Raw genomic sequence first — 13,120 nt, 5'->3', positions numbered from 1 at the left:
AAGCCGCGCTGGCGTCCTGTATCTCACATTCTCGTCGGATCGCCGCAGTTGCCGGGCAAACGCTTGCAATCAAATGTCAATCTGTCCAACCATGGGCGCAACTGAGGGGCATGGTGCCCAGCTACAAATCCGAGCCGTCAGGGAGATCGCAATGATTGTTCGCAGGGTGTATTTTGCAGTGGCATTTCTGGCGCTGCCGGTCACGATTTTGCTGGGGCTGCTCTGGGGGCCAGCTTTATGGCTGCTGGTGCTGATTGTGCCCTATACGGTCATCGGGGCGTATGATTTGTTGACAACACGGCACAACGTTCTGAACAATTATCCGGTGTTGGGTCATTTCCGCTATATGCTGGAATTTGTCAGCCCCGAAATCCGACAGTACTTCGTCGAAACCAACGAAAGCGGCCGGCCCTACAATCGGATTGTGCGCGGCCTTGTTTATCAACGCGCCAAGGGGCAACTGGATACGCAGGCCTTTGGGACGCAATATGATATCACGGAAACCGGCTACCACCGTGCCAATCACTCACTTGCGCCCAAACATGTGGATGAGACAGAAGAGCGGATTATGCTGGGCGGTCCGCAATGCGAAAAGCCCTATCACGCGTCGCGTTTGAATGTCTCGGCTATGAGTTTCGGAGCTCTGAGTGCCAACGCTATTCGTGCCTTGAACGGAGGCGCAAAGGATGGCGGATTTGCACATAACACCGGCGAAGGGGGTCTGTCCCACCACCATCTTGCGGAAGGCGGAGATATAATCTGGCAAATTGGCACGGGATATTTTGGGTGCCGCACGGCTGACGGCGGCTTCGACAAGGACAAGTTTGCGGAAAAAGCACGCAAAGATGTTGTGAAGGCCATCGAGATCAAATTGTCCCAGGGCGCGAAACCCTCTCATGGCGGTGTATTACCCGCCGCCAAGGTCGACGAAGAAATCGCGGAAATCCGAGGGGTTCCGCTGCATCAGGATGTGATTTCTCCGCCCACGCATTCTGCCTTTGATGGACCCACAGGCCTGATGGAATTCGTTCAACACCTCAGAGAAATGTCCGGCGGCAAGCCCGTCGGGTTTAAACTGTGCATCGGCCGCAGGTCCGAGTTCATGGCGATCTGCAAGGCAATGCTGGATACAGGCATTCAACCCGATTTCATAACGGTCGACGGGTCGGAAGGGGGAACCGGAGCCGCGCCGGTCGAGTTCACCAACCGATTGGGTATGCCGCTGAATGAAGCGTTGGTTTTTGTGGATAACTGCCTGCGCGGAATCGGTTTGCGCGACGACATCAAGGTCATCTGTTCGGGCAAGGTTGCCACGGGATTCGACATGATCGAAAAATTTGCGCTTGGAGCGGACATGTGCAATGCGGCAAGGGCGATGATGTTTGCCATCGGCTGCATTCAGGCGCTGCATTGCAATACGAACCGGTGCCCGTCGGGCGTGGCAACGCAAGACCCGATCCGCGGACGCGCTGTCAACGTCCCGCAAAAACGCCAGCGCGTTCATCGGTATCACGACGCCACATTGGAGAGCTTCCGCGAAATTCTGGGGGCGATGGGTAAAGCGAAGGTCTCGGACCTGCATCCGTCAGATATTCTGCGTCGCACAGCAGATGAGCACGAAGAAACCTATGCTGATCTTTATGAAATTCTGGAGGATCGGGTATTGTTGGGCGAGGACATCCCGCCAACCTTTGCACAGGACTGGAATGCCGCCTCGGCCAGCCATTTCTGATCGGGGCGGTCAGCGTGAGATTGTATTTGGGTTGTTAGATGCGTGTGTGTGGATTTTGCGGATGCTCCATTCCACCGCATCCCGCATCGTGCGCCCCAATGCAAGGTCGAAAGCCTCAACGAGATCAGGTGTCTGTCCGCTTGCAGAATTCACATTCTCCTGAAACGAGCTTGAGGCGATGATCTTGTCCTCAAACTCGTCAATGATTTTGATGTTCAGGCGCACTTCGACGCGCACGGCCTGCGAACCATCTTCGTTATTGGTGACAATGGCCTGAAACTCGCGCAGGTCAGGGGCGATGACGTAATCGGCCCGCAGCCCAACTGTGGAGCGTCCCACGGCGGCCACTCTGTTCGAGTTTTCGTAGCTTTCGACCATCAGTGTCTGGACAATCAACGGGGCACGATCCACCCACCGGGCGCGCGGCAGGTATTGCACCTGCAGGGCGCTGGGTTGAATCGCAATCTGATCGGTGTTGACGGCGGCCGTTGCGGTAGGTTCTTCGACGACGATTTGCCGTTTCACCTGCGGCAGCGAGGAGGAAAAGGTGCTTTTGGGCGTCAGCAGGTACAAATCGTTGGGCTTTGAAGCCTGTCTGAGCGTTCCCAACCCTGTGCAGCCACCCAGTGCCGCCGCGACTAAAACAAATATGGCGGGCCTGATCATTGACGAAACTCCGATGCTTGGGTGCCTAACAGAAAGCGGGCAGGATCACGTTCGACCTTATCCACCAACCGGTCCAGGCTGATGACCAGACGCTGAGATTCTTCGATGAACCGGGTAAACTGAGGCAATCCGACACGCAGGAAATCCGAGACCTGCCTGCGGTTCTCTTGCACGATATTATCAATGGTTCCCAACAGATTGGAAGCCGATTGCGAGGCGCTCAGGATATCGGCGGATATCGCATCGATCCGGTCTGTTACCGTGGTGACCGTCGTCGCCACCTGATTGGCCGCGTTGCGGATATCGGCCACGACCGCCGCGACATCTTCGTCCAGCACGCGGTTGGCTGTATCAAACGTCTTTTGTGCAGATTTCAGCGTTGCATCTGCCGAACTCATGGCCGTATCGATTGATCCCAGAGTGCCATTTGCGTTGGCGAAGGTTTCAGTAATGGTTGCCAACGACACTCGACCTTCTTCTGACAGGACAATCAGATTGTCCGCCAATGCCGATCCCCGTTCAATAAACGGACGAATATCCTGCGCAATGACGTCTTTCGCTGTGACCAGCGTATCATTCGCGGTTTCCAAAGCAGCCTTCGCGCTGCCCACAGCATCTTTGATGCTGTTCAGCGTGTCGGTTCCCGTTGTTAGAGTTGTTTCTGCGGTATCGGCCAACTGATCCAGACGATTGGTAAAATCGCCAATTTGCCGCGCGGCACTTCCCAGATCGGATGACAGCGATTCAAAGTCCGACAAGGTCTTGTCCAGACGTCCCGAAGCCGAGGCCAGATTACCCAGAATTTCAGTTACCGAGTCCCGGTTCTTCTCATCGACGACCTTGCTGACATCCTCGATCAGCGAAATGGCGTTTTCCAGAAGCAATGGCGCGCCCTCGAACAAGGACTGAATCGCGCTGCGCTTGCTTTGTATCAAACTGTTGTTCGGCAATCGCTCGGCCGTGGGCGAGCCGCCAGACAACTCAACATAGGCAACACCTGTCACACCCAATGACTGAAGTTGCGCGATCGTGTCTTTTGAAACCGGAATGTCAGCATCCACTTCCAGCCGCACCCTGACTTTTGAAGGGTCTTCTTCATCCAGCTCCAGCGAAATCACCTGACCGACCGGCAAACCGTTGTAGCTGACGCCACCTGCCGCCGACAGGCCCGAGACGTTTTCGAACAGCACCTCGTAGTAAGCGTATTGCCGCGACACCTCGAACTTGGCGAGCCACAGGAAAAAACCGAACGCGCCCAGGATACCTGCAAGAGTAAACGCGCCGATCAGGATATAATTTGCCCGGGTTTCCATCGCCTCTACCTGTTCTGCCCCTTCACTTGTGCCGCTCGGGCGCGGGGACCGGTGAAATATTCCTGTACCCACGGATGATCGACGTCGGTCATTTCTTCTATCGGACCTTCAACCAAGACGTGTTTCTCCGCAAGCACCGCGATGCGGTTGCATATCGCGTAAAGACTATCCAGATCATGGGTAACCATGAAAACCGTGAGCCCCAGCGCCTGCTGCAACTCGCCAATCAGGTCATCATATGCCGCGGCCCCGATCGGGTCCAAGCCGGCCGTCGGTTCATCCAAAAACACGATCTCGGGGTCCAGCGCGAGTGCCCGGGCCAATGCCGCCCGTTTTCGCATGCCACCAGACAGCTCCGAGGGAAACTTGCCGCAGCTGAGTTGTGGCAAACCGACAAGGCTGATCTTCAATCCACCCAGGGCTTTCATGAGGTTTTCGCTGATGCCGGTATGCTCGCGCATCGGCGCGATGACGTTCTGCATTACGGTGAGCGAAGAAAACAGCGCGCCATCCTGAAAGGCGACTCCCCAGCTTTTTTCGATCCGTTGACGATCCGCCTCCGGCCCGTTCAGAACGTCAACGCCAAGCACCTCGATATCGCCTGCGGCGGGACGGTTTAAGCCTACAATCGTGCGCAAAAGAACGGATTTCCCGGTGCCTGATCCGCCAACCACACCCAGAACTTCACCGCGCCAGACATCCAGGTTCAGATCCTTGTGCACGACCTGATCGCCGAATTGGTTGGTCAGGTTGCGCACCCGTATTACCGCCTGCCTCTGAGCGTCAGTCTGTGTGGCATCCTGAAGCACGGTTCCGTCCATCTCAGACACCCAACACCGAGAAGAAGATCGAAAACAGCGCGTCCAGCGCAATGACCATGAAAATAGACTGCACGACCGAAGCTGTCGTGCGTTGCCCCACGCTTTCCGATGATCCCTTGACCTGCATGGCCTGCCAACAGGCAATCACGCCAATTACCAATGCAAAGAATGGGGCCTTGATCATCCCGATTGCCAGTTGCCAGACGCCTGTGTTTTCCTTCAACCGGGTCATGAACATGCCGGGACTGACGCCCAGGTCGATCCAGCTCATCAATGCACCGCCAACCAGACCCGCGATATTGGCCACAAAGCCAAGGATCGGCAATGTTATCAGCAACGCGACGACGCGCGGGATGACCAGAACCTCGATCGGGTCCAGACCGAGGGATCGCATGGCGTCGATCTCCTCCTGAACTTTCATCGACCCGATTGAGGCTGTAAATGCTGACCCCGACCGCCCTGCAACGATGATGGCGGTCAGCAGGATACCCAATTCGCGCAGAACCGAGATCGAGATCAATTCGACCACAAAAATCTCGGCCCCGAACTGCCTGAGCTGCGTCGCCCCCTGGAAGGCAAGAACAACGCCGATCAGGAAGCCCATAAGGCCGACAATAGGCAGGGCCTTGAAACCCGTCTGCTCCATCTGGGACACCAAGGCGGCACGGCGCAGACGCCAGGGTTTGAAAATCGTACGGGCAAGCCGGTGCAAAGTCAGCCCAAGAAATTCCAGCATGGACAACGTGTCCTGCCAGCCTCCGACGGTGCGTTCCCCCAAGCGGCCCAGCCAGTTCACGAACCCACGCGGCGGTTCGGTTACGCCAATCTCTTTCGGAATGCTGCGGGTCACCGTGTCCAGCAAGGACGCATGAGCAGGTTTCAGCCCTTCGATTTTGACGGATGCGCCATTGATGCTCAGCCGGTTGGACAGATCGGCAAGCAGCCAGGCGCCGCCGGTGTCCATTTTCTGCAGGCCGGACATATCCAGCACCACATCCGCGCCACCGGGTTTGATAGCGCGAAACCCCTTTTCAACAAATTCAAGCGATTGGGTTACCAACTCACCGGCAATCCGGATGCAAACCCCTGCTGCATCAGTATCGGTGGTTATCGTTGGCTGCGTCATAGCCGTATGTGAAGGAAAATAGCATTCGCCTGCAACGGGTTTGTTTGCCATCTTCAGATTTTCATTGACCAAATTGCGGCCACGCTACAGATACCGCCAGGTCGCGGCCGCCCTGTGCTGGGGCCCCTTGGCAGCGCGAACCCTCTACACGACCGCCAAATCCGGTGCTAGGACTATATCGTCGGAGGATGGAAGTGGACATTAGCGAACAGCGCATCAAGGCAATGACCAGCGCCGGGCTGAACCTGATCGGTCAGGCTTTGTCCATTTACGACAGTCAGTTACGGCTGGTCTTGTGCAATCTGCGGTTTCAGGAGATGTTCGACCTGCCTGATGAATTGGTTCAGCCGGGGTCGCTATTCAGTGACACCATCCGCTTTCTGGCCGCTCGCGGAGAATACGGGACCGCAGACAACCTTGAAACGCTTGTCGAACAGCGGGTCGAGCAAGCCCGCGCATTTGAACCCCATTACATGGAACGTGAACGCCCCAACGGTCAGGTCATCTCGGTCGAGGGTGCCCCGTTGCCAACCGGCGGCTGGGTTGCGGTTTATACCGATATCACCCGAACGCGGCGGATCGAGACTTTGCTGCGGGCCCGATCAGAAGAGCTGTCAGATCAGGTATTGAGCCATTCCGAGGAATTGTCGGCCACCAACCGCAAACTTGCCGCCACGATCACAACGCTGGAAGAGGCCAAGCGCCAGTTGACCGAAATCGAAGCGCGAACCCGACTGACCACCGAAATGATGCCGGCTCATATCGCCCATCTGGATGCCGACAGATACTATGATTATTCCAACCGGCGTCTGAATTCTGTCATGCCCGGGCGACCTTCGGACATTCTGGGGCTGCATATGTCCGAAGCGCTTGGATCGGCGGCCTATGAGCGCGTGAAGCCGCATTTGGAACAGGCCTATTCCGGCAATCCGTCAGTTTTCGAATTCACCGAGGATCACGACTCACGCAGGTTGCGGGTGTCCTTCACTCCGGACGGGGAAGGGGGCGTGTATGTTATGTCCGTGGACATCACCGAAGAAACGCAGGCCCGCGTGGCATTGCAGCAAACCCGCCGCCGCGCGATGGCAGCTCAGATGACCAGCGGGTTGGCGCATGACTTTTCCAATTTGCTGACCATCATCCTGGGCATGCAGGCGCGTCTGGCCAAGATGGAACTGCCGGAAGAGGCAGCGAAACTGATCTCGGCAACCCAGCAAACCGCGCGCAGGGGCGGGCAATTGCTGAATCGCATCGCCGATATGACCGGCAGCCGGACACCTCAACCGCGATCCACGGATATGCGCGAGCTATTAGAGGATTTGCGCACGCTCGCGTCCCCGTCTTTGCCGCGCGGCATGGGGTTGTCGGTTGTGAACACCTTGCCGGATCGCGCGCTGATGCTGGACCCTGGTATGCTTCAAGACGCGCTGTTGAATTTGGTCCTGAATGCGCGGGATGCCTGTGGTGTATCCGGACAGATCACCATCAGCGCCCATGCCATCGGGACGATCTGGATCGAAATTACCGTTTCAGATACCGGGCCAGGATTTTCGTCTGATGCGCTCGACCAAGCGCTGAACCCGTTTTTTACCACGAAAGGCAGTGACGGGTCAGGGTTGGGGCTACCTATGGTCTACGACACCGTGAAACTTGCGGGCGGTGACCTGAACCTGCGCAATACGCCGTCCGGTGCATCGGTTGTTTTGCGATTGCCATATCGTCCTGCACCGCCAGCGCAATCCGGACTTGTATTGCTGGTCGAAGACAATGACGATCTGCGCGGGCAATTCCGCGAAACTCTGATCGATCTCGGTTACGCCGTGATCGAGGCGACCTCTGCCGATGAGGCACTGAACCTTATCAACGATATTCAGGATATCGAACTGGTCCTGTCGGATATTCGACTGGAAGGTGCAGGAACGGGTCTCGACATCGCAGAACGACTTGGTCCGGGTTTGTCTTGCATTCTTATGACTTCACTGCCGCCAACCGACCCGTTGCACCGAAAGGCGCTGGCACTGGCCCCCGTGTTGCAAAAACCGTTCAACCATGCGCAATTGGCGGCGCTGATCAGTTGCGAGGCTGCATGATGAACCAGCCATTGGTCACCATACTTGACGATGAGCCTGAAATTCGCCGGATTCTAACGGATACCCTTGAGGACGCTGGATTTCGGACCCAGAGCTTTTCGCGCGCGCGTGAGTTTGAAGCTTCATTGAAGCGGGTCACTCCGGATGTTTGCCTGGTGGATTTATCACTGCCCGATACGGACGGGCTGGCACTGGTGCATCGTTTGGCGCTTGAGCAAGGGGCCTCAGTCATCATTATTTCCGGGCGCGCTCAGGTGCAAGACCGCGTCACTGGTCTTGAGCTTGGTGCGGATGACTATATTACCAAACCTTTTGACCCGGCCGAGGTGGTCGCCCGCATTCGGGCCCGTCTGCGGTCGACCCGACCAGCGATACAAAACTCTGAAGTTGCAGAATTCAACGGATGGACCGCCCATTTCGACCGGTATGTTCTGATTGATGCAAAGGGAATAAATACACCGTTCAGCCACGCCGAAGGTGAAGTGTTGCGCCTGTTTCTTGACAGCCCCAAGCGTTTGATCAGCCGGGCCCGCATGCAAGAGATGCTCGGCGGTGGCGCCGGAGACAGTTTTGATCGTGCCATGGATGTCCGGATCTCCCGACTCCGCACCAAGCTTGGCGAAGACCCCAAAAATCCGCGCCTTATCAAAACGATATATGGGGCTGGGTACATCTTCCTTGGTGATGTGAACTGGCGTTGACAGCACATTGGTGGCGATGGATCACTCTCGCAAAGCACGGTCCTTGACCTTAATCACAGGCTGAATCAAATAGGCCCAAACCGTTTGACGACCAGACAGAATGTCCACTTCTGCGACCATTCCGGGTATGATCTCAACGGCGACACCGTCCGCATCCAGAAGTGTATTTGACGTCTTAATTTCCACCACAAACACCTCCTCTTCATTGCGCTCTGATCGTGAAATCGTATCGGCACCGATGCGGGTGATCTCACCGTCCAGACTGCCATATCTGGAAAAGTCATATGCCGTGATCTTGACCTTGACCGGCTGACCCGCATGCAAAAAGGCAATATCCTTCGGGCGGACATAGGCTTCGACCAGCAACGTGTCGTCAAGGGGAACAATTTCAATCAGTTCTTCTCCACCTCGCGCCAACCCTCCAAGCGTTGAGCGGTGGACCCGGTTCACGATTCCTCGAACCGGCGCGCGAATTTGCGCCCGAGCTGCGCGGTCCCGCAATGCGGGCAATGCCGGTTGCAATGTGGCAATCTCCGCCGTCACCAATGCCAGATCGGTCAAAGCCGCGCTTCGAAACCGACTGCGAACAGCATCCTTGCGATCCTCGATTTCCTCCAGACCGGTTTCAAGCCTACGGACAACAGCTTCGGCTCTGACTTTTCGACCCTGCCACTCGGCCTCGCTGCGGCGGAGCGCCAGCAAGGTGGTTGCAGGTTCCATGCGTTGCTTCACCAAAGGGGCCATCATCGCGCGTTCCTCTGCCAGAACTTTTAGTGTTTCGACGGCAGTTACTTTGTCCACCAATCCTTCTTCATATTCCTGTTGCCTCTGCAGTCTCTGCCGGTCGAAAATCGCGATTTCGGCATCCAGTTCCGCGCGCCTTCCCTGGTAAAGTGCAGCTTCCGACCGAACCACATCCGGCGCATGAAGCAACAGATCGGGATCGAAATCCAACGGTTGACCGTCAATTTCGGCACTCAACCGTTGAGCACGCGCGCGCAGCCCAAATGCGCGTTGCTGCTCCTGACCCAACTCACTGTCGATTTGGGCTGAATCCAGTTCCATCAGCAACGCACCTGCCGCCACAACCTCGCCTTCGCGCACATTCAAACCCTGGATCACACCCGATTCCGTTGCTTCGATGATCTGGATATCGCGTGACGGGACAATTCGACCGTCCACGCGTACGACCTTGTCCAATTCAGTGAATTTCGCCCAAATGACTGCCGAAACAAGGCACCCAATTATCACGACAAGCAGCAACGACGCCCTTAGTGGCGAGCGACCTCGCATCTCTCGTGCCAGACTGTCGAGATCAGGATGCCGCGACATTCAGGTGCCTCCCCGGTTTGCGAATATGTTGCGTGAGGATACTCTTGGGCCCGTCTGCACCAACTTTGCCATCTTCGATGACGATTATTCTGTCTACCAACTCCAGCAGGCTGGTGCGGTGCGTCACAACAACCATCGTTGTTCCGACTGAAGCCGCCTTTAGCCGCGCGATGATCTCAGCCTCGTTTTTTACATCCATGGCGCTTGTCGGTTCATCCAGCAAAAGAACCGGCGGTTTGCCGATGAGTGCCCGCGCCAGTGCAATCGCCTGCTGCTGCCCCCCGGAAAGACCTTCGCCGCGTTCGGCCAATTGCATGTCGTACCCGCTGGGATGGCGGGAAACAAAATCCTCTACACCCGATATTTGACCCGCCCGTATCAGGTCCTCATCCCGAGGCCGGACAGCACCACTGTTGATATTCTGCCGGATCGAGCCGCTGAACAGCCAAATATCCTGCAAAACCGTACCTATGTTGCGCCGCAAATCGCGTGGATCGATCTGTCGGATGTCGAGCCCATCCATCATCACCGACCCGACCCGCGGTTGATACAATCCGAGCATGAGGCGAGCGATTGTGCTTTTTCCGGATCCTATCTGCCCAAGGATCGCAACTTTTTCTCCGGGCTCTATCGTAAAGCTCAGCCCTTTCAACGCATCTTCTGACTGATCTGGATAGCGAAAATGCACATTGTTGAACGAAATGCAGCCATTCAGGTGCGTACGCTTGATCCAGTTGCGCCCACTCGGGCGTTCACTTTCGGCTTGCATTAATCGGTTTAGACTTCGGTAGGCACTGCGCGCCTGATTGGTTCGGGTCAGAGTTTGGGACAATTGCCCCAACGGTGCCAAGGCTCGGCCCGTCAGCATGACTGCTGCAACCAGCGCGCCCATACTGGTCTCACCATTGGAAATCAGAAAGACACCATAGAACACCACGAGAACTTGCGTGGTTTGCTGGGTAAATCCCGTGAAATTCAAGGCGAATTGCGATATTGCGCGACTGCGGCGACCATGTGACGAATGCCGATCCATCGCATCGCTCCAGCGATTTCGCATCTGCGCGCCTGCCGCAGTGGTTTTGATTGTCTCCAGACCTGTTACGGTTTCCACAAGCACAGACTGTTTGGATATCCCATCCTGCATGCTTTGTTCCGCCAGTTTTGACAGCATGGGTTGGATCGCAAGACCTGCCAAAAAAACGACAGGCACTGCAAGCGCCGGAATCCAAGCCAGAGGCCCGCCAATCAGGTAGATGGCACAGATGAATATCGCGATGAATGGTAAATCAACGACGGCAACCAATGTGGCCGAGGTAAAGAACTCCCGTAGCGTTTCGAACTCTCGCACTGTGCTGGCCGTTGCCCCGGCTGACCCGACCCGCGATTTCAATCTAATATTCAAGAGCTGATCAAAGACGCGACGACCGACGAATAGATCTGCATTGCGACCGGCCCGATCGATGAACCCCGCCCTGAGAAGCTTCAGTACAAAATCAAAGATCAGAGCCAAGCCCACGCCGATAGTCAACGCAGCAAGGGACTCGGTCGCCTCGTTTGGAAGGACGCGATCATACACGATCATGATAAAGACTGAAGTGGACAATCCCAGCAGGTTAGCCAACGCGGCAGCTAAGACAATCTGGACATATGACCACCGGTTTGCGGCAAGTGCTGACCACAGCCAATGGCCACCGATATCAGACGCTGTCGGATCTACATTCGCGCACACCTCTCGTCGAAAGAGAATTGCATGTCCGGCGTATTCCTTTTCCAACTTGCTTTCCGGCACTTCTCCGATCCCGTCGCCAAGCGACGGGTCGAAGATCCGCACATGGCCCTTGGGGGAACGCCCATGGTATACAACGGCCCGATCACCGTCGAGAAGTAGGATTGCCGGGGTAAGCGTTGCGTCAAAGGTCTTTAACTTACGTGCGCCAAATGCGGCCAGCATGTTCTTGCGACGGGCAACCATGACAACATCCGGTATTGTCAAATTGTTGGCGTCCCCTGATTGTGCGTCGTAAATGTCGGCCAAACTCATCTGCCGCCCCAAAGTCTCGGCAACATTCAGCAAACACCTTTCCAACGCGGTCAGTGGCAAGGCGGCATCCATCATCGCGAACCCTCCCATGTGTTCAGAGAGAGGTCGAACAGGTCCAGGATATCCCCGGTTAGTGCAAGGGCTGCGTAATTGGTCAAAAAGAATTCTTGCTCAGCCAGAATTAGAACCTCCTGCGCGTTTACATAGTCGCGCTGAGCGTCAAGGATTTCGATGAGGCTCCGACGTCCGATCAAAAACTGAGCACGCGCGGCAGAAACGCTTTCGGCGTTAGCCTGAACCGCCAGACGCGCTTGTTGCAGGCGGTCTGCACCCGCCTTCTGGTCGGATCGAATAAAACCAAGTTCTCGTCGAATTTCCCGAACCAGCGCGTCCCGGTCTCCTGTTGCTTGCTGGACCCGGGCACTGGCAGCAGCGATGGATGCTCGGCGTTGTCCCGTGCTGTCCAATTCGTAGTTCACGACCAAATCGACCCCAAAATCTGAGTCGTCGAAATCCTCCTGAACCGCAAAAGCGGATGCGCGAACCTCGGGCTTTCTGCGCGCTTGGGCCGCCGCATATTCGGCGCGGGCCGCGACCAAGGCGGCGTCGGCCCGTCTGACTTGCGGGCTATCCAAAACGATCTGCATATCGCTGCGTTGCAATGCCGGCGCGGCGATCACCGCTGACAATGCGTCAGGTCGTAGTCCAAAAACCTCCTGATAACGGGCCTCAGACCGATCCAGGCGCGCTTGGGCATCCGCGAGCCGTGTTCTGGCATCCGCCGTCCTTGACCGGGCAGTCAGCGCATCTGCGTTCGACCCGGCCCCGCTGGCCACACGGTCGAAAATCTGGGTTTGCAATTCAACATGTTCAGCCACGTTGCGCCGGGCCACTTCCAACAGAGCCCTTTGATCCAGAACCACCTTGTACGCCTCGACAGCGGCCATGGTCGTCGCCGAAACAGACTGTAGTTGACTGCCGCGGCTTTCGAAAACGCGCGCGCGCGCCGCTGCCAGATCGCCAGAGGCAACGCCACCATCATACACCAGCTGAGATACGCGCAGATAGGGCGACACTTCGCCAAAGTTCGTGCGCGCCGGTTCGCTTCGGGTATTTAACCCGAGAGAAACCTGTGGCAGGAACGCCCCTCTCGCCACGTCTTGATCCGCCTGCGCGATTTGCATTTGTGTTTTCGATTGGGCCAGCGCCGGGTTATTCCGAACGGCTGCTTGCACGCGCTTTCCAAAATTGCTGCGGGTCAGAGCATTTGAGGGTTGAATGGCCCTTGACCCCAACGT

The 13,120-nt window shown here is 56.5% G+C and carries 10 protein-coding genes; 3 read left to right on the top strand and 7 right to left on the bottom strand.

What is annotated here, in order from left to right; all coding sequences use genetic code 11:
* The first annotated feature begins 151 nt into the window (after window positions 1-151).
* Window positions 152-1,732 (top strand): FMN-binding glutamate synthase family protein, encoded by a 1,581-nt coding sequence (locus ACRZ9X_RS11360; RefSeq protein ID WP_480518845.1) that lies wholly within the window; start codon window positions 152-154, stop codon window positions 1,730-1,732.
* A 9-nt stretch (window positions 1,733-1,741) separates the two neighbouring features.
* Here ACRZ9X_RS11360 and ACRZ9X_RS11355 read toward each other — a convergent pair whose 3' ends face one another.
* From ACRZ9X_RS11355 to ACRZ9X_RS11340, 4 genes are read right to left on the bottom strand one after another with little or no spacing between them, the layout of a single operon-like run.
* Window positions 1,742-2,398 (bottom strand): ABC-type transport auxiliary lipoprotein family protein, encoded by a 657-nt coding sequence (locus ACRZ9X_RS11355; protein WP_480518843.1) that lies wholly within the window; start codon window positions 2,396-2,398, stop codon window positions 1,742-1,744.
* On the bottom strand, window positions 2,395-3,711 hold the full coding sequence (locus tag ACRZ9X_RS11350) for an MlaD family protein (protein ID WP_480518842.1): 1,317 nt from the start codon (window positions 3,709-3,711) through the stop codon (window positions 2,395-2,397). Before ACRZ9X_RS11350 ends, ACRZ9X_RS11355 begins: the two co-directional genes overlap by 4 nt.
* A gap of 5 nt (window positions 3,712-3,716) precedes the next feature.
* Window positions 3,717-4,532 carry an ABC transporter ATP-binding protein gene (locus ACRZ9X_RS11345; protein ID WP_480518840.1) on the bottom strand — a complete coding sequence of 272 codons (816 nt, stop codon included), beginning with the start codon at window positions 4,530-4,532 and terminating at the stop codon, window positions 3,717-3,719.
* Between the two features lies 1 nt (window position 4,533).
* Complete coding sequence (locus ACRZ9X_RS11340) at window positions 4,534-5,658, bottom strand: MlaE family lipid ABC transporter permease subunit (RefSeq protein ID WP_480519102.1); 1,125 nt, start codon at window positions 5,656-5,658, stop codon at window positions 4,534-4,536.
* A 188-nt stretch (window positions 5,659-5,846) separates the two neighbouring features.
* On the opposite strand from ACRZ9X_RS11340, the gene ACRZ9X_RS11335 reads away from it, so the two are divergent.
* Window positions 5,847-7,748: a PAS-domain containing protein gene (locus ACRZ9X_RS11335; protein ID WP_480518838.1), complete on the top strand. Its 1,902-nt coding sequence runs from the start codon at window positions 5,847-5,849 to the stop codon at window positions 7,746-7,748.
* Window positions 7,748-8,449 (top strand): response regulator transcription factor, encoded by a 702-nt coding sequence (locus tag ACRZ9X_RS11330; protein WP_480518836.1) that lies wholly within the window; start codon window positions 7,748-7,750, stop codon window positions 8,447-8,449. Before ACRZ9X_RS11335 ends, ACRZ9X_RS11330 begins: the two co-directional genes overlap by 1 nt.
* A 21-nt stretch (window positions 8,450-8,470) precedes the next feature.
* Here ACRZ9X_RS11330 and ACRZ9X_RS11325 read toward each other — a convergent pair whose 3' ends face one another.
* Genes ACRZ9X_RS11325 through ACRZ9X_RS11315 form a run of 3 tightly spaced genes read right to left on the bottom strand, consistent with a single transcriptional unit; the run spans window position 8,471 to window position 13,057 of the window.
* Entirely contained in the window at window positions 8,471-9,781 is a 1,311-nt protein-coding gene (locus ACRZ9X_RS11325) for an HlyD family type I secretion periplasmic adaptor subunit (protein ID WP_480518834.1), read from the bottom strand.
* Window positions 9,765-11,897 carry a type I secretion system permease/ATPase gene (locus tag ACRZ9X_RS11320; RefSeq protein ID WP_480518832.1) on the bottom strand — a complete coding sequence of 711 codons (2,133 nt, stop codon included), beginning with the start codon at window positions 11,895-11,897 and terminating at the stop codon, window positions 9,765-9,767. The genes ACRZ9X_RS11325 and ACRZ9X_RS11320 overlap by 17 nt, the downstream gene beginning before the upstream one ends.
* Entirely contained in the window at window positions 11,894-13,057 is a 1,164-nt protein-coding gene (locus ACRZ9X_RS11315) for a TolC family protein (RefSeq protein WP_480518831.1), read from the bottom strand. Before ACRZ9X_RS11315 ends, ACRZ9X_RS11320 begins: the two co-directional genes overlap by 4 nt.
* Between the last annotated feature and the right edge of the window lie 63 nt (window positions 13,058-13,120).

Source organism: Ruegeria sp. AL1 (genome assembly GCF_056540905.1).
The sequence above is the reverse complement of the archived record's forward strand: the minus strand, read 5'-3'. Positions and strand labels throughout refer to the sequence as shown.